The organism is Terasakiella brassicae (assembly GCF_014641495.1).
GTDB lineage: Bacteria > Pseudomonadota > Alphaproteobacteria > Rhodospirillales > Terasakiellaceae > Terasakiella > Terasakiella brassicae.
Genome location: NZ_BMHV01000036.1, coordinates 1 through 18,553, shown reverse-complemented (window position 1 = coordinate 18,553; position 18,553 = coordinate 1). Strand labels below are relative to the sequence as shown.

The following is an 18,553-nucleotide window of genomic DNA, read 5'->3' as shown; positions in this document are numbered from 1 at the left end:
AACGCCGATCACCCCAAAACTTGATCAGTTTTGTAGGGCGATTAACTAGGCTCAGGACCTATTAATTTTCTGGCATGATAGCCTCAGTTGTGATTCATTCCTCTCCGGAGGGCTTATACCAAAATGTTCGTGCTCTGACTCATAAAGGGGATTCACAAAAGGTTTAAAAGCTGATTCAACATAGAAAACAAACAGGAGTTTTCTATGGCTGCCCCAATCCCTTTACGAAATGATTTTACCGCGACAGACCTTCGCCAACTTGCAAGGAAGACATCGGATGCGAAACAGGCTCGCCGACTTTTAAGTTTGGCGGTTATTTACGATGGAGGTAGCCGCACTGACGCTTCCAATACCGGAGGCGTTACTTTGCAAATTATCCGCGACTGGGTTTTGCGTTTTAATACAGAAGGTCCAGAAGGCTTGAAAGATAAGCATGCTGGCGGGGTTCCTCGTTTGCTAAATGAAGACCAGCTTCAAGCTTTGAAGTGCCTCATTGAAAAAGGCCCAACTCCGGCCATACACACGGTCGTGCGTTGGCGGTTGTGTGATTTGACACAATGGATATGGGAAGAATATCGCATCTCGATTTCAACATCGCGTCTGGGGCGAATTTTACGCTCTAGAGGCTGGAGAAAACTCTCAGCTCGTCCCTGCCAACGTCAACGAAATGAAGAGGCCAATGAGGCTTTCAAAAAAACTTCAAAGCCAAGGTATCAAAAATCCAGTACGCAGAAGCACAGGGCAAAGACATAGAAATCTGGTATCAGGATGAAGCTCGTATCGGGCAAAAAAACAAGCAGACACGACGTTGGGCCAAACGAGGTACACGTCCTGAAGCCATACAGGATTTGCGAAACCGATCAGCCTATATCTTTGGAGCCATCTGTCCGAAAGAAGGTAAAGCTGCAGGGATCGTTATGCCCAAATGCAATACTTTCGCTATGGAATTGCATCTGGAGGAAATCTCTCTGGCGGTTGATGAGAATGCACACGCCGTTGTCATTATGGATCAAGCCGCATGGCATACCTCAGGCAAGCTGAAAGTGCCTGACAATATCACCATCATACCCTTGCCACCAAAATCACCAGAATTAAACCCTGTTGAAAACATCTGGCAGTTTATGCGGGAAAACTGGTTATCAAACAGAGTCTTCAAATCCTATAACGATATTGTCGATCATTGTTGCTATGCTTGGAATTTGCTCTGCGATCAACCGTGGAAAATCATGTCAATCGGCATGAGGGATTGGGCTCATGGGTCATAGCAATAGTATTTTGGTATAAGTTTGAAAGACGGGCTGGCTAAGTGAGTGAGACGCACTCTACTTTTTCCGTACAGGTCCACAAACACCCTGCACTCTTTAAAAGAGTACAGGGTGTTTTTACTTAATCGATATATACCACTGGTATTTTCTTTTCTGTTACTTGAGAAGTTTCTGAACATTCACAGATCACCCGAAAATCTGTATTTTCTTTGTTTAGAAAAAAGTCCTCAGGAATGAAAATGAACCTTGGTGTATTTGTGTGATCAAAATTCATCGCATGATCACCTAAGAAGATATACAGTTTATATTCAAGCAGTTCGGTCGTAAGCTTAATGTAGACACGTATGTTTTGAGGAATATTTAAAACATCGCCATTAAAAGAAATCGTATCTTTGCCAATAACAAATTCTGGATTTTGTGGTTCAATTTTATTTTTCATCGCCAAGCTACTATCATAGCTTTCTAGATATTCATTTACCAGCTCTTCTGTAAATTCCTCGCTTTCAATAAATGAATTACTAAAAATAATATCCGCGGGGCGCACAGATGGTACCCAATCTTTATGGCTTTCAGGCCAGCCAGAGCACCTATAAGGCACATCTTTAAAGTTCTTAGGATAAAGATGCTTCACAATATTAAAGTAACTACTCCATTCGTCTAATCCCAATGGATGTGTCCGTTCAAAAACTTGCGTAATCGCAAACTTATTAATAATTTGCGGCATGTGTGAATTATAAAGTTTATAATCATACCCCCCACTCAATAAGAATTTTGTGGTCCGCCAAATACCTTTATCAAATGAGGTTGGTTTTGGGTAAGCCCCTAACCAGTTTTTTCCATTATCATCAAAGTAATGGGCATTATGAACTCCATTATTTAAAAAATCAGAGATTTTACATTCTTTTAAAACGGTATAGTCATCGTCAAAAGCAATAAAATTAGGGTCTATTTGATCTAAACTATACAGCTTTTGTCGTAAATGAGTGTTTCTCTTTTGCGCATCTGTAGGCAAAGAAGAGATCCCAAGGTCACTCTCTTTCAAAAGAGTTATATCTAATTCAATCTCTTTTAATGCCGCTTTCAATTCTTCATATTTTTTATCAGAAGTTAAGATTACAGCTTCTTTAATAAAAGACATGTTCTTGTTTATAGACGTCAAAGAACGTGCGATCGTTTGAGGCCGAACAGAAATATAAACAGCTTGCTTTGGATGAAACTCAATTCCTGAGCAAGTATCAATATTATGTAAAAATGCATATAATTCTTGAGAAGCATCGTCCCAAGGTTTCGGCTCAAAATTAATTGATCGCTCTTTGTACTCTTTATAAACATCCGGCTTTAAGACGTCCATAATAACACTAACAGCTTTATCCTCATCTAAAGGTGTTGCATAAGCTGCACCTGACGCCACTTCTTCCAAAGCTGTATCTTGGGTACAAATTGTCACGCAATCATAATTAAGAGATTCAACAACAGGCAGGCCATAACCTTCATAATGAGAGAGATTAACACTTGCATATGCGTTGCCATATAAGTTGGCAACCTCTTCATCTTTCAATTTATTAAACCAATGAAGACGTTTTTTATATTCGGGGTGCTTCTGGATCCTGTTTACGAGATCATCGATATTCCAGCCTCTCTTACCAACAATAACAAGATGTATATCTTCACCTTTTTGCCAGATTTTCTCAAAAACATCCAATAAAAAAGCATGGTTTTTGCGTGGCTCCACTGTTCCCACACACAAAAAGTAATTTTTATTATTCAAAATTTCAGGAAGAAAAGATGGGTTTACACATGGCGCTGATATTCTATTAAAATCAGCCCCTAAAGGTATGACAGAAGAAAAAACTTGGCTTACATTAAGCTTCTGACATATTTTATGTAAATCATCTTCTACAGTTTGCGATATACAAGTCCAATAATCTGCATAATCAATGGCTGCAGAGAAATTTTCGCAATACTTAAAAACCGTATCTTTATGTGAAAACTGAGGTGTCAGAATTGGCACTGCATCAAAATGCATTTTAACAATTATAACACCTCTCTTTTTTAATTTTTTGTATAGATCCTTGATATCATAGCTATCGCCCCATGATGCATCTATATCGTAAAAGACATCACCCTCATTATATTGATCCAATATAAATGGTGACCGATAGGTTATCGATCTCGCGTTTATGACATTATCAATATCATCAGCACGATCTATTGTATGAAAATACTCGCCATCCCATCCCAAAAAGACAATATGATCATACCGCTGCCATCTTATTATAAATTGCCTAACAACGCGTTGTATACCTGTCGTATTGAGGCTATTTACAGTATTTGAAATATTAATAAAAATTGTCATTTTACGACCTTAGGTCCATTCACACGATATTCGTTACTTTTAAATATACTTTCCATCAAGGACTGGATACCTTTTTCACTCTTAATATGATTCACGTGATTTGCAATATCTTGTTGTGAAGGATGCCTTCTTAGATAGGCAAGGAAAAGTAATGTAATAATTTCTTCTGGTTGTTCTTCATTTAATAGTTTTTCAATAGGTTTATCACTACCTCTAATTTCAATAATTTTGTTTAAATTAAATGTGTAACCAAATTCTTTAACAAGCACTTTTTCAATATCTGATTTAAAATAATTAGGTGAATTTATAGTTTTTTGGACAATATCTTCAGGAGTATTTTTTATTTTTACTTCTATTATTTCATCTTCTTCATGAAAAAGCATATTATCACACGCAATCATGTGTAATCTTTTATGTAAGGGATTGCCTTTCTTAATAACCAATAAAGCACATTTTTTTAAGAAATCTACCCTGACAAAAATATAAACTAAAGAAACAAATAATGAATAAAGAGCTTTATATGGCAAGCGTAATACATATTTAATTAGCTTAAATGTTTTTCTCATTGGCAGGGTATAACGCCAAGATTTACTGTTTAATAAAGATTCTAAATCTGACTTAACTTTATTGTGTTGCGTATACCAAATATGACCATTCTTATTTAAATCTGCAATTTTCTCTTTATACTTATTAGTGCTTTGATTTAACGCATTAATTAAATCATCTTTCTCTTGAATAAGGCAATCTTTCACTTGGATAATATTGTTTTTCTCCTGAAGTTCTGCTTCATTATTAATCAAACAATATTTAAACTCTTTAATTTCTTCTTTATCTTTCTTCTGAATATCAAGTAGCATGCTTATTTGTTCAGTGGATTTTTGATATTCTTCTTTTATCCATTTCATATTATGCCCCTCATTATATGCCATAGCTATTTCCTTCAATGTATGCCCGTGCTTAGCATTAAAAATACTATCACTTAGCTGCAACACCTCTTCGGTGCCTTGCTTTTGCGCAATAACCGAATAATCATGGCTCACTCCAACCAGTACATCATATAAACTGATGTCACTTTTATCTGCATGATCATCATAAAACTCTTGCAGCCTCACTACTTTATTTCTGTAGTATTGTGAATACACAGTTGTAAATGACAAAAGCAACTGAGGGATCGGCCGTTGATGTGTCGGGTCAAGATAAAAATGAGAGCTCCCCACCACAATATTCTCAGGGTTCGGGGTTTCCATAATTAATAAGCCACCAGGAAGTAAAACTCTTTTTGCTTCTTCGATTAATAACAGCAAATCATCAAATGCAATATGTTCAACTAAATGAAAAGCAGAGACTAAAGCGATACTCTCACTTTGTTGTTTTTTTAGAAAGCTTATTACATCATCCTGAGTGACACTTAAATTATGCTTCTGACACTCCAGTAACATATCCACGTTTGCATCAACACCTTGAGCAATAAAACCATGCTCATTCATTAACTCCAACCACTCACCACGACCACACCCCAAATCAAGTATCGTACTATTCGGATATACTTCTTTGAGTGGCTCAATGAACGGCATATAAACATCTAACCGCGACTTGATTAAATCACGAGAACCTCTAAAGTGATCTTCAAGTGCTTTATAAAAATTGTCTTTCATGTAGATGTATCTTCTTTCAAGCGCAGTTTTTTACCGTCAAATCAAAAAGTGTCCGATTTAAGCTATCTATATATTTGCTTACAAATAATATAGTTGCTGTTAGTTACAGATTAATGTAACTACGGTTGTGTAACATAAAATGCACAACAGGGTAAATATGATTAGACTATCACGCACACCATTAAGAGTAAGTTTTTTTGGCGGCGGTACTGATTACCCCGATTACTTTCTTCATAACGAGGGAATGGTTGTCGGCACCAGTGTTAACTTATACATACATATTATTGCATCCGGAATGCCGGACTTTTGTGAGCACCGCTACCGAATACTTTATAGCCAATCTGAAAACGTCGATCAAATAAACGAGATCAAACACCCTGTCATTCGCGCAATTTTATCAAATGAAAACTACCGGGAACCCTTAAATCTATCCATTATGTCAGATGTCCCAAGTGGCACAGGACTAGGTAGTTCTTCGACCTTTACCGTGGGCTTTATGAACCTAATTCAAAGCCTTAAAGGTGTAAATGCCAGTAAATACGCACTTGCTCAATCCGCAATCGACATTGAACAAAACATATTAAAAGAAAACGTCGGAATTCAAGATCAAGTTCATGCTGCTTTTGGTGGTCTTTCCCGTTATTCTTTTAAAGGCGATGAATTCCACGTGCACCCTATTAAAATTAATTCAGAATGTCAGTCTGTTTTAGATGATAGCATGTTCCTTGTTTACACAGGCGTATCTCGAAGAGCAACACTATCTCTTGATGAACAATTAAAAAATACTCGAGAAAAAAAGATTGAGAAAGATCTCTCTCACCTCATCACGCTTTGCAAACAAAGCATTTCTGTATTTGAACAAAAATCTCCTGACGGATTAATGCGAGATCTCGGTAAAATGCTTGATGAAGCTTGGCATACAAAAAGAAGGTTGTCGTCCAACATCTCTAATTCCACAATTGATGAAATATATCAATTTGCAAAAAAAGTTGGTGTTCATGGAGGAAAACTTTGCGGGGCAGGAGCTGGAGGGTTCTTTTTGTTTTTAGCCCCAAATTCTCTTTATACAAAACTTTCTGAACACTTTGGCAGCGGAAATGTCGTTAAAATATCCACTGAAAACAAAGGGTCTCAGGTTATTGAGCTCAACAATTAATCAGTATTAAAACTGAGATTTAAATATTTGGAGTAATCATGGTTAAGCGCGTTCTAATTACAGGTATTACAGGGATGGTTGGTTCCCATCTAACGGACTATCTTTTAGAAAATACGGGCTGGGAAATATGGGGAATGTGTCGTTGGAGAAGTCCAATGGATAATTTAAAAGAACATATTCACCGCATCAATGACAAAGACCGCATTCATCTCGTTTACGCCGACTTACGCGATACCATGTCGATTGAAGAAGCTGTTATCCAAAGCAAACCAGACTATGTGTTCCACCTAGCGGCACAATCATATCCTAAGACGAGCTTTGATTCCCCTCTTGATACGATGGATACAAATATACAAGGTACAGAACGTCTGTTGGGCGCTCTACGCAAATATGCCAAAGATGCCGTTATCCACGTTTGTGCCTCTTCAGAAGTGTTTGGCCGCGTACCAAAAGAAAAACTTCCCATTGATGAAGAATGTACATTCCATCCAGCTTCTCCGTATGCCATTTCTAAGATCGGCACAGACCTTGTTGGACGTTACTATGCGGAAGCTTACGACATGACTGTGATGACAACACGTATGTTTACACATACAGGGCCTCGCCGAGGTGACGTCTTTGCTGAATCAACATTTGCGAAGCAAATTGCCATGATCGAGCACAATATGATCCCTCCAGTTCTTAAAGTTGGAAATTTAGATTCTTTAAGAACTTGGGCAGATGTTAGGGACGCTGTACGTGCATATTACATGCTTGTTACAATGAATCCTCAAGCGGGTGAATATTATAATATTGGGGGCCAATATACCTGCAGCGTCAAAGATATGCTTAATACATTATTATCTATGTCGACCGTTAAAGGTATTGAAGTAGAAACGGACCCAGAACGCCTGCGCCCTATTGATGCTGACTTACAAGTACCAAATACGTCTAAGTTTGAAAATCACACAGGCTGGAAAACCGAAATTCCATTTGAACAAACAATGTCTGACCTTCTTAATTATTGGCGGGACCGTGTTGCTAACGGTGAAGTCTTTTTACAACGTTAAAGTTTTCTCCCTAGCATCTCTTTGAGTATGCTAGGGAATAATCCTGTTTTATGGCTATGTAACATTCACCATAACAATAAATGGTTTGTATTGTGTATCGCTATCAAACCAAGCCACCCCTTCTTGAACCATCGTGACTTGTAGTTCATATAGGCCTTTTTTCTGTGGCATGATCACATTCATCTTAACCCTCAAATCACCGCCTTCTACAATCAAGGGATGTAATTTAGTGCGTTTCCCATCCCATATGACAACGTCTCCATCTTTCACCCAATGATAAGATAAATGAACTGGTGTTTCTCCAACGCTTTTTACAGAAAAATCATTTCCATTAAAAACAACAACATCAAGTAAAGCTTGGCTATTGCGCACAAATGACAACTCATCATCATTCATTGAACACGTTATGTTTAAACGTTCACATGGTGTTAAAACATTTTGTGATAAACGATGTTTAACGCCTTCTAGGTCAATCGGGGAATTACTGGCTAAGGCATATAAATCAGATGCATTAATACAATCTGAAACACCATACTTATTGACTAAACTCCCTAACGGATTAGTCGGATCACCAAACCAAATGAGAACATATTTGAAATGCTTCTCAAGTTGCTTCTTTAACACTTTTGGAGACTGTTCATTAATATGCATAGCCTGTTCATAATATGAACGAGGTTGAGGAGATAAATATCCCCCCGCTTTCACTGCCTGCTTTCGCTTTTTTGTGTATCCATATTGGTAAAACCATAAATTTGGGAACGTATGAACAGCAAGCAATCCATCATCTTTTAAATTTTTGGCTATATTGTCATATAAGCGGTCAACTTCATCAGGGGACAAATGCTCAATCAGGTCTCCGGCAATAACCCTATCCAATTTCTTACTCGGTTGAAAAGTCGTAATGTCCGCACACTGAATGTTTACTCTATTCTTTATAGAATCTTCATCTTCAAAACATTTCTCTGTTAACGAAATTGCACTTTCTGAATAATCAACAGCATCCACTGTCCCCCCCACACTCGCGCATGCATATGCAATTTCTCCACGGCCACAACCAGCATCTAAAACATGCTGCCCAGCCTGTACATCTGCAATTTGAAAAATTGTTGCTAAGAGAGGGTCTAAAAGCCCTTTACCTGTATTTGCTTTATATTCTTGATAACCTCCGCAACTCTCTAAATAATAATCGGATTGATACAACTCTTGAATCAATAAACTATCGCCTTTTTGAAGATATTTTTTATACTTCTGAACCTTCTCTTCATCAGCTTTAATCAGAAGTTCCCCCGCATAACCAGGTATCACCAAAGAATATTCAATTAAATGCTTGTAGTCTTTCATAAAAACACTACTCGCTAATAAATTCTCTTTGGTCCAAAAATATCCGTCGACTAGAATATAACGCCCTTGCAAGATTGCTTTTTCAAGATCTCTATAAGTACTATCCCCATTTTGAGCACCATCAACATGAATTAAATCATACATCCCGGCAGGGAACTCATGCATTTCTTGAGAATCACCAATTATAAATTGTGTTTCATATGGCGCAGTTATGCGTTTAGCCCAATCAATCGCATCGACCTCGCCTCCAAACTGGGCAACATCCAAATCAATGCCTGTGTAACTCGCTTGCGGGGCAGCATCTAAGAAACTAATTGCCGAATACCCATAACGCACCCCAATCTCTAAGATGGATTTAGGGTCAACCACCTTCGCAATTGACCATTTTAGTCTATAATTATCTTCCCATTCATCAAATAAATGAGCCAGAGGATCTAATGGGTTCGTATATTGTCGATAATCATAATCACACTGTTGCAAAATCTTAAAAATTTGATCAATCATTTCTTATAAATACTTTTTATATTGAGTTTATGCTCTTAAATGGGTGCAATTTTGACATAATATATTTTTCACATCACCTGAAGAAAACTCCTTCCGTAAGGCCTGCATTGGCTCACCATTCCATACTTCAGATAGAGTTTGTCTATTTAAATCACCGAGGATATATTTATTATCATAATCATAACAACAAGGTGAAACGAGCCCGTTCCAATTTACAGTCATTTTAGTCCAAGGTTCTCTACAAGTAACAGCCGCTGAGTTGTCGTGCGTGTTAGGTTGAACATTTTCCATTAAGGCATTCACGTCTTCAGCATTACCATCCCAATTCACAAATGGCTTTGCTAAGAATGTAACCGTTGAATCAATTGATGACCAATGCTCACTCATGACAGAGATGCTTTCTTGATTTAGACCGAAATCGATCATCGAAATTTCAACTTGAGTATGCGGAGATAATTCTCGTTTCAATTCCAAAAACCGAATTAACCGTTCTTTTGATTTATCATATGCATCTTTAACGCCCCTTATTTTTTCAAAAGAAGTATTATCATGTCCATCTAGTGAAAGGTATAAATGTTTAGTTTTGACATTTAACAGTTTAATAGAAGTTTTCTCTTTTAACATCAGTGGATTAATAGATAGCCCTGCGTTCATTCCTTTAATATTTGTATATTTTAAAAATTTATCAAAATCAGGATGTTCTAAACTTTCTCCAAAACCGTGAAGCCAGGTAATTTCATGTAAAGCAAATTCAGGGTTTAATAAGACAAATTCATCAACAATTTTTTTAAATAAATCAAAATCCATAGTCCCTTTAGACCGGCTCATATTATGAGTTCGAGGGCACATTACACAACGAAATGGACAATTGTTTGTGAGCTCGAAATTAAAAATTGCAGGAGGAGTATCAACAATACTCGGTTGATTTTTGACAAACCGCGCATCACTATTTTCAATTTTTATGATAGCCTCACCTAAATGCGTAGAAGAAGCCCCTTCAAACCATGCATTGCCTTCTTGAACCATACCAATTTGAAGCTTGAAATGACCCGCCTTTGCTGGTGTCTGTATCTTTAAATCTATATCTAATTTAGAAAGAGCTTTGATATCCTGTAAAATTGGTGTCCTTAAACCATCAAATATCACCATATTCCCATCTAGATCTTTCCAGTGATAAGATAAATTTATGTTATTGTCTGAAGGTTTTAACAAACCACTTTGATCATCATTACAAATGGTTACCGACAATAATATATTTTCATTAGTTTGAAAGACATACTCTTTTTCAATAAGAGAAATCTGAATTTGTTTTTGTTGTTCTTCTGTAACCAAGATCATACGTCATCTATCCTTTCAAACAAAGGCGATAGAAATAATATGTTTTCCAACTTAATTTAACTATTAGCTATATTAATTTTTAATTTGGGACATAAATTAAAAAAGCCCGCCCAAATATCGTCACCAGTTTGTAAGACCTTTAGTACTTTAAACTCATGGTCATAATACAAATTATCACGGAAACTTCCTTTGCCATACCCTTCATTTGCAACACCAACAACAAATGAAAAATCTCCAGCCCCTAAGTGACAGTCAAATGAATATGATACCGATACGCGATCATTTTTTTGGACAGCACCTAGTTCCTTATTCATACAATATGTATTTGTTTCATATATCACTAAGCCATTTTTATCTCTGATCCCAAAACCAATATGAGGGTCATGAAATTGTTTTTTAAATTTCACAGATATTTCAACGGTCAGTGGTTGTCCTGATACCACATAACTAATAGGTCTGTTGCTTTCATCTAAAAAACGTATATCAACGGCCTCGATCGCCTCTTTTACAACTAAGACATCGCCAGAAACTTGTAAATCATCTGTTAATTTTTCAGCTTGCGATATATTTCGTGTATTTTTCTTTATTCTTGAGCTTTGATTTGTATCGTTCTCTTTTTTCAACATCAAAGATTGGTGTAACTTAATTACACTCAATGCATCGGCATCCAAAATTATTCGTCCAGCATCAACTAAAAGAGCTCTTTGACACAATGTTTTAATCGCACCGACATCATGAGAGACTAAAAAAAGAGTTGTCCCCTCTTCTAAGAATTTTTTAATTCTATTTATGCATTTAACCTGGAAATATGAATCCCCAACCGAAAGAGCCTCATCAACAATGAGAATGTCTGGTCGAAAAGCTGTTGCAACAGAAAAAGCAACCCTCACCTGCATGCCACTCGAATAAGTTCTCACTGGCGCATCAAAGTAATCACCGATTTCAGCAAATTTCTCTATTTCAGGAAGCGCTCTGAAAATTTGTTCATGACTATAACCCATCAAACCTGCAGAATGGATGACGTTCTGTCGTCCCGTTAAGTCAGGATTAAAACCCATGCCTAATTCCAAAATAGCCGCAATGCGGCCATTCACCTGAACTTCACCTTCAGATGGCTCTAACACACCGGTAATCATTTTAAGGAGTGTGCTTTTACCGGCCCCGTTTTGTCCAACCACCCCAATTGCTTCACCTGGTTGAATATCAAAATTTATATGGCGTAAAACCCAATGCTCATCTACTCCTTGAGCAGTAAGCCCAAACCATCTCGCAATACGCTTCCATTCCGAAGAATAACTCCGATAACTTTTTCCTAAATTCTTAATACTTAGGATACTCATAAAACATCTACCATTTCTGCACTAGAACGACGGAACAAAAATAAACCGAGGAGCAAAAGAAGAAGGGACACACCTATAATAGGAACTAAATGCAACAAATCAGGAGTTGTCTGATAGACTAAAATTTGATGATAAGCATTTGTAAACGCATACATGGGATTGAATTCCAAAAGATGCCGATATTCCTCTGGAATAATGTTGATCGGGTACACAACTGGTGTAAACCAAAACCCCATTTGCAAAATAATGGGCACAACCTGTCCAATATCTCGAATAAAAACATTAAGGACCCCTAGAATAAGTCCCACTCCCACTGCTAACATCACAACATTGAGCGTTAAAGGGAAAAGCCACAATAGAGTGAAACTCAGCGAATGCCCCAGTAAAGTGAAAACACCGAGCATTGATAAAAAGAGCAACAGATTATTGATAAGACAAGACCCCACAACAATTGTGGGCATTGTAATGCGAGGAAAACTAATCTTTTTCATCAAAGCACCTTGTGAAATAAACAAGGTTAAACAGCGAGAAACAATCTCACTAAACAAATTCCAAGCAAGCAAGCCCGCCATCAAATAAATAGCATAAGCATATTGGCTCTCAATACCCGGTAGCTTTGCAGAAAGAACATTTGAAAGAATAAGGGCATATATCGCCACTTGAGCTAATGGATTTAGGACCATCCAAAGAACGCCCAATTTACTACGTGCAAATCGACTACGTTGTTCATTTCGAATAGAACTCAAAACAAAGTGCCGATAAAGCCACAACCCCCTCATCATACCGAGCATAAAAAATACCTTTATTCGCCCAACATCCATTGAAGAGTTTGTGTCAGATCGTACACTTCACTCTCCTTCGCAAATTCCTTTAATTTGGAATTGTCACCCACCAATGTCCGTACCTCATTGGGACGCACAAATAAAGGGTTCACCTGAATATCAATTTTATGCCCCGTTATCTTCTCACATGCCTGAATCACATTCTTCAAAGAATGCATTTTTCCAGTACAAATATTAATGATTTCTCCAACCGGTGCTTGTTCCAACAACAACCGATAGGATCGTGCAACCATTCTCACATCCCCAAAATCGCGGAAAACATCAATATTACCCAATTCAATCACATCTTTTTTTTGTTTAAAATGAGATACAATTTTCGGAATCAAAAAATGCTCTGCTTGACCGATGCCCGTATAATTGAAAGGTCGTGTAATAAAGACCGGCAAACGACCCATCCATAGACAAGCCATTTGCTCCATTGCCGACTTACTAACCGCATAATCATTACAAGGATCAGCTAAGCTACCTTCGCTTAAAACACCTTCACTGCGATTACCATAAATATTGGCTGAGCTGGCAAGGAGTACAGATTGAATCGTCTCCTTAAACGGCTCAAGCGCTTCTAAAAGATTACGCGTACCCAACAAATTAACTGTATAAAAATCGTTAGAATTCCCGTGCCCTACAAACGAAATAGCCGCAAGGTGAATAACACCTTGCGGTTTAACGTCAGCTATTTCTGTCTTTAAAGCATCTAGGTCTGTTAAATCGCTTTTTAATCCAACAACCTGATGACCATGACTTTCCAATTCGCTTTGAACATAACGACCTGTAAAACCATCCAGTCCCGTGACAAGAACTTTCATAGCATATTTCCCATACTTAAAGATGTCCTTAGAAAGAACGCCCTTCTTTATTACGGATCAAATCCGCCTTAACCATCATATCACAGAGACCTTCAAGGGTTGTTTTCGGCTCCCAACCCAACACACTCTTTGCTTTCTGAGGATTACCTATTAGAAGGTCGACTTCTGCAGGGCGGTAGAATTGCGGGTTAACCTTCACAATTGTTTTGCCGGTTGCTGTATCAATCGCAACTTCATCTTCATCCTTACCCTGCCATTCGATGGCAATATCAGCAGCCTTACATGACATGGAAACAAAATCACGAACCGTTTCTGTACGGTTTGTTGCCAAAACAAATGTGTCAGGTTCATCGGCTTGTAACATCAAATACATGCCTTCCACATAGTCTTTTGCAAAACCCCAATCACGCTTAGCATCCATATTCCCAAGCTCTAGGCAGTCTTGTTGGCCTAATTTAATTTTTGCGACCCCATCGGTAATTTTACGCGTTACAAATTCCAAACCGCGCAGTGGAGATTCATGATTAAACAAAATGCCGCTAGATCCAAAAATATCATACGATTCACAATAATTGATCGTCATCCAATGCGCATACAATTTCGCCACACCATAAGGGCTGCGCGGATAAAATGGCGTTTCTTCACGCTGAGGAATTTCTTGAACCTTGCCAAACATTTCAGAAGTCGAAGCCTGATAAAAACGAATTTTAGGATTAACGATCCGAATTGCTTCAAGCAGGTTTAATGGTCCAATACCCGTAATTTCTGCCGTTGTATGAGGTTGATCAAAAGAAACCCCTACAAAACTTTGTGCTGCTAAATTATAGACTTCATCAGGTTGCGCATTTTCTAACAAACGAATACTCGCACTCAAGTCCGTTAAATCATATTCAACCAAATGCAGGTTTTCATGTTGGCGAATTCCAAGCTCTTCAATACGCCAAAAGTTCGTCGAAGCTGTCCGGCGATATGTCGCAAAAACTTTATAACCTTTATTTAAAAGCAACTCTGCAAGATATGCCCCATCTTGGCCTGTAATACCTGTAATAACTGCGCTTTTCATATTTTTACTTCTCAATTCTTAGTCAATTCAATAAAGATTAGCAATCACGACCATACTTATCTTCAAAACGTACGATATCGTCTTCACCTAAATATTCCCCACATTGCACTTCAATTAACTTCAGTGGTAAAATGCCTGGATTTTCAATACGATGGACTTGCCCCGCTGGAATATAGGTTGATTGATTTGCATTTAAGGTCATTTCTTGATCACCGTTTACCACTAAAGCAGAGCCGCTGACAACAATCCAATGCTCGCTACGGTGATAATGTTTTTGCAAACTCAAGCTTGCCTTGGGGTGCACTTCGATACGCTTGATCTTAAAACTCTCGCTTTCTTGTAAAACCGTATAACTTCCCCAGGGGCGATAAACAGTCGTATGAGCTTGTGAGGCCGGATGGTTTTCTTTTTCCAACTGTTTATAAACGGCTTTAACATCTTGCACGGCATCTTTATGAGCTAACAACAAAGCATCTGATGTATCGACCGCAATGATATCCTCAAGGCCAATAGCAGCAATTAAACGGTCTTCACCACGGATATAATTATTATTGCCACTATGGATCCGAACATTACCTTCAGTTCGGTTACCATTTTCATCCGCTTCTACGAGTTCCCCCATTGCTGTCCAAGAACCAATATCAGACCAAGAAAATTCACAAGGAACCACAGATGTCAGTTTCGTATTTTCCATAATAGCATAATCAAAAGAAATGCTTTCCGCTTTTGAGAATTTCTCATCAGGAAGCTCAAAAAACGGTGCATTTTTATTCTCTTTTGATGAACAAGAAGACATGCAATCTTCCATCGCGCTCAACATATCCGGATGATATTTTCTAAATTCATCAATCATGACATCTGCACGGAAACAGAACATCCCTGAATTCCACAAGAAGCGACCTGATCTTAAATATTCTTCAGCAGTTTGAACATCTGGTTTTTCAACAAAACGAATAACATCTGTACCTTCATGCTCAATATATCCAAAGCCCGTTTCAGGAGACGTCGGTTTAATTCCAAACGTCACCACACGACCTTCTTCAGCTAAGCTCCGTGCTTGTTTAATACTGCCGACAAACAAATCGTGCTTTTCAATAAGATGATCTGAAGGTGTCACAAACAACACTGTTTCGGGATCAAAGAATGTTTTTGCATACAACGTGGCTGCCAAAATAGCTGGTGCTGTATCTCGCCCTTCGTTTTCTAAAATGAAAGGCGTATGAGGGTAATTAATACGTGATTTTGCCAGTAGTTCTTTAGTTTCAAAAAAGAACTCTCGATTAGTAACGGTTAACACCCCAAGAGTATCAGAAACCAATCCATGATTAGCATAGGTCTTTTGCAGCAAGTTTTCACCATCTTGTAACGTCACAAATGGCTTTGGCCGTGTTGAACGTGAGATAGGCCATAAGCGGCTACCAGAACCACCAGAAATAACAACCGAAAGCATAGTCACACCTTAAAAATTTAATATTTAGGACATCATAACTTAATTTATCGTTTTTCAAACACTTATTACCTGTATAATTTTCATTCAAATGATCCATTAATGAAGCCTATATGAAAATGAAAACTTATATTGAAAAACAGTTCTCCACATCAATTGATATTTTTCAGAGAATACTCAACAGTAAAAAAATAATCGAAAACATTGAAAGGGCTGTACATATTTGTATTTCAGCCTTGGATAAACAAAACAAAATCATGATTGCAGGCAATGGCGGTAGTGCTGCTGATGCACAGCATATTGCAGGTGAATTTGTAAGTCGCTTTGCATTCGATCGACCTGGACTAAGTGCAATTGCATTAACAACAGATACATCAATATTAACAGCCATAGGAAATGATTATGGTTATAAAAATCTATTTTCTCGACAAATTGAAGCCTTAGGAGTTGAGGGAGATGTTTTCATTGCTTATTCGACATCAGGCTCATCTCCAAACATCCTAAAAGCTTTAGAAGTTGCACAATCAAATGGCATAACTACTATTGGCTTTACAGGAAACCGAAAAGGTCAAATGTGTGATTTATGTGATATCCTTTTAGAAGTGCCATCAGCAGATACTCCAAAAATACAAGAAGGCCATTTGATTATTGGACATACCTTATGTGGCTTAGTCGAAAACGAAATCTTTAAGGATCAAAAATGAAAGCAGTTATTCTTGCTGGAGGTTTTGGCACCCGATTAAGAGAGCGCATTACAGAAGTCCCCAAGCCAATGGCCCCTATTGCCGGCAGACCCTTTCTTGAGTATTTATTAGATACTCTAAATAAACATAAAGTATCCGAAGTCATACTAGCAACAGGCTATATGGCAAACAAAATCTCTGATCATTTTTCTAATCAATATAAGGATATTAAATTATCCTACGCCGTCGAGGAAAAGCCTCTTGGAACTGGGGGAGCTATCTTATATGCGATAGATCATTTAAGCGTAAAAAATGATGAACCTATTCTTGTTTTAAATGGGGATACTTTTTTAAAAACAGATTTCACCGAGTTTTATAGTTGGTACAAGGATAATGAAATCGATTTAGGGCTTGTCCTCCGAGAGGTTGAAAATATATCTCGCTATGGTTCTGTAAAACTGAACGGTGATAAAATAATAGGTTTTCAAGAAAAAGGGCCGTCCGGTTCAGGTCTTATTAATGGAGGAATATATATCCTTCAAAAAAAATTATTTTCTTCTTTTAAAGTAGGTGAGTCTTTTTCATTTGAAGAAGATATTTTGCAAAAGATCTATACTAAATTTCGAACATGCGGCTATATCAGTGATGGTTTTTTCCTTGATATAGGAACTCCTCAAGATTTTGATAAAGCCCAAACAGAGCTACCACAAGCCATCCTAACATCAAAAAAATCGTAAAACACAAAAGATTGAAAGATTGTGAATAAAGCACCTTTATGATATCCAAAGAACATCATTTAGAATTTAAATGATACTTAGGCTCAGGCCTTATTGATTGAGATAAAAGATCACAGATGCGGCGATACAGATTGTTGAAAAGAATGTATGTGCACAGCGATCATATCGAGTTGCAACACGTCGCCAATCCTTGAGTTTACCAAACATATTCTCCACCTTGTGCCGCTGTTTATAGAGCTTGCCGTTAAATTTGATTTTCCGTTTGCGATTTTTCTTCGCTGGAATGCAAGACTTGATGTCTTTCTCACGCAGGGCGTCGCGAAACCAGTCAGCATCGTAGCCGCGATCAGCCAGCAACCATTTTGCAGGTGGGAGAGCGTCAACGATTAGACGTGCCCCTTTGTAATCACTCATTTGCCCTTCAGATAAAAGCAGGATGGCCGGACGCCCCTGACCATCGCACACAGCATGGAGTTTGGAATTTAATCCTCCTTTTGTTCGCCCGATACGACGGGGAACATCCCCTTTTTGAGCAGGCTGGTAGCCGTGCGATGTGCTTTCAAATGTGTGGCATCAATTTGAAGCTGCTCAGGAATGCCCTGATCAGCGGCAAGTCCTGCAAATATCTTGTCGAAGATACCCATCTTGCTCCAGCGGACAAAACGGTTATAGAGCGTTTTGTGCGGGCCGTATTCCTTTGGGGCATCTCGCCATTGAAGACCGCGTTTCAAGACATGAATGATACCGGAAATCACGCGTTGATCATCCACACGAGGAACGCCGTGGGATAAAGGAAAATAGGGTTCAATACGTTTAAGCTGTTTGTCGCTCAGCCAGAAATAATCACTCAATAAATAAGCCCTCCGGAGAGGAATGAATCACAACTGAGGCTATCATGCCAGAAAATTAATAGGTCCTGAGCCTAGTTAATCGCCCTACAAAACTGATCAAGTTTTGGGGTGATCGGCGTT

General features: G+C 38.1%; 15 protein-coding genes. 5 read left to right on the top strand and 10 right to left on the bottom strand.

Annotated features, from left to right (window positions below):
• The first annotated feature begins 204 nt into the window (after window positions 1–204).
• Window positions 205–1,265 (top strand): IS630 family transposase gene (locus tag IEW74_RS15980; RefSeq protein WP_373283815.1). Its coding sequence is split into 2 segments (ribosomal slippage): window positions 205–697 and window positions 697–1,265, totalling 1,062 coding nucleotides; the frame shifts between segments, so codons are not numbered across the junction.
• A gap of 121 nt (window positions 1,266–1,386) precedes the next feature.
• Here the strand turns inward: IEW74_RS15980 and IEW74_RS17730 are convergent.
• A complete protein-coding gene (locus tag IEW74_RS17730) occupies window positions 1,387–3,621 on the bottom strand; it encodes a glycosyltransferase family 4 protein (RefSeq protein WP_188666972.1) in 2,235 nt (744 codons plus the stop codon).
• A complete protein-coding gene (locus IEW74_RS15970) occupies window positions 3,618–5,276 on the bottom strand; it encodes a class I SAM-dependent methyltransferase (RefSeq protein WP_188666970.1) in 1,659 nt (552 codons plus the stop codon). Before IEW74_RS15970 ends, IEW74_RS17730 begins: the two co-directional genes overlap by 4 nt.
• Before the next feature lie 157 nt (window positions 5,277–5,433).
• On the opposite strand from IEW74_RS15970, the gene IEW74_RS15965 reads away from it, so the two are divergent.
• Both IEW74_RS15965 and IEW74_RS15960 read left to right on the top strand, forming a co-directional pair.
• Entirely contained in the window at window positions 5,434–6,432 is a 999-nt protein-coding gene (locus IEW74_RS15965) for a GHMP family kinase ATP-binding protein (RefSeq protein ID WP_188666968.1), read from the top strand.
• 38 nt (window positions 6,433–6,470) lie between these two features.
• Complete coding sequence (locus IEW74_RS15960) at window positions 6,471–7,481, top strand: GDP-mannose 4,6-dehydratase (protein ID WP_188666966.1); 1,011 nt, start codon at window positions 6,471–6,473, stop codon at window positions 7,479–7,481.
• A 54-nt stretch (window positions 7,482–7,535) separates the two neighbouring features.
• Here IEW74_RS15960 and IEW74_RS15955 read toward each other — a convergent pair whose 3' ends face one another.
• From IEW74_RS15955 to IEW74_RS15925, 7 genes are read right to left on the bottom strand one after another with little or no spacing between them, the layout of a single operon-like run.
• On the bottom strand, window positions 7,536–9,326 hold the full coding sequence (locus IEW74_RS15955; protein ID WP_188666964.1) for a methyltransferase domain-containing protein: 1,791 nt from the start codon (window positions 9,324–9,326) through the stop codon (window positions 7,536–7,538).
• A 27-nt stretch (window positions 9,327–9,353) separates the two neighbouring features.
• Window positions 9,354–10,664 (bottom strand): radical SAM/SPASM domain-containing protein, encoded by a 1,311-nt coding sequence (locus tag IEW74_RS15950; RefSeq protein ID WP_188666962.1) that lies wholly within the window; start codon window positions 10,662–10,664, stop codon window positions 9,354–9,356.
• Between the two features lie 56 nt (window positions 10,665–10,720).
• A complete protein-coding gene (locus IEW74_RS17560) occupies window positions 10,721–12,004 on the bottom strand; it encodes an ABC transporter ATP-binding protein (protein WP_188666960.1) in 1,284 nt (427 codons plus the stop codon).
• Complete coding sequence (locus tag IEW74_RS15940; RefSeq protein ID WP_188666959.1) at window positions 12,001–12,795, bottom strand: ABC transporter permease; 795 nt, start codon at window positions 12,793–12,795, stop codon at window positions 12,001–12,003. Before IEW74_RS15940 ends, IEW74_RS17560 begins: the two co-directional genes overlap by 4 nt.
• A gap of 11 nt (window positions 12,796–12,806) precedes the next feature.
• Window positions 12,807–13,652, bottom strand: a complete 846-nt coding sequence (locus IEW74_RS15935) for a GDP-mannose 4,6-dehydratase (protein ID WP_188666958.1) — start codon at window positions 13,650–13,652, stop codon at window positions 12,807–12,809.
• Window positions 13,653–13,680: 28 nt separating this feature from the next.
• Window positions 13,681–14,715, bottom strand: a complete 1,035-nt coding sequence (gmd, locus tag IEW74_RS15930; RefSeq protein ID WP_188666957.1) for a GDP-mannose 4,6-dehydratase — start codon at window positions 14,713–14,715, stop codon at window positions 13,681–13,683.
• Window positions 14,716–14,752: 37 nt separating this feature from the next.
• A complete protein-coding gene (locus IEW74_RS15925) occupies window positions 14,753–16,165 on the bottom strand; it encodes a mannose-1-phosphate guanylyltransferase/mannose-6-phosphate isomerase (RefSeq protein WP_229734392.1) in 1,413 nt (470 codons plus the stop codon).
• 110 nt (window positions 16,166–16,275) lie between these two features.
• Between IEW74_RS15925 and IEW74_RS15920 the strand changes: the two genes are divergently transcribed.
• Together IEW74_RS15920 and IEW74_RS15915 are read left to right on the top strand one after the other, a co-directional pair.
• The gene (locus tag IEW74_RS15920) at window positions 16,276–16,866 is read left to right on the top strand and encodes a D-sedoheptulose 7-phosphate isomerase (RefSeq protein WP_229734391.1); all 591 of its coding nucleotides are present in this window, start codon (window positions 16,276–16,278) and stop codon (window positions 16,864–16,866) included.
• On the top strand, window positions 16,863–17,582 hold the full coding sequence (locus IEW74_RS15915) for a nucleotidyltransferase family protein (RefSeq protein WP_188666955.1): 720 nt from the start codon (window positions 16,863–16,865) through the stop codon (window positions 17,580–17,582). The genes IEW74_RS15920 and IEW74_RS15915 overlap by 4 nt, the downstream gene beginning before the upstream one ends.
• Window positions 17,583–17,672: 90 nt before the next feature.
• On the opposite strand, the gene IEW74_RS15910 is transcribed toward IEW74_RS15915, so the two are convergent.
• A protein-coding gene (locus IEW74_RS15910; protein WP_188666954.1) for an IS5 family transposase occupies window positions 17,673–18,433 on the bottom strand; the annotation gives its coding sequence in 2 pieces (ribosomal slippage) (window positions 17,673–18,100 and window positions 18,100–18,433; 762 coding nt in all).
• Between the last annotated feature and the right edge of the window lie 120 nt (window positions 18,434–18,553).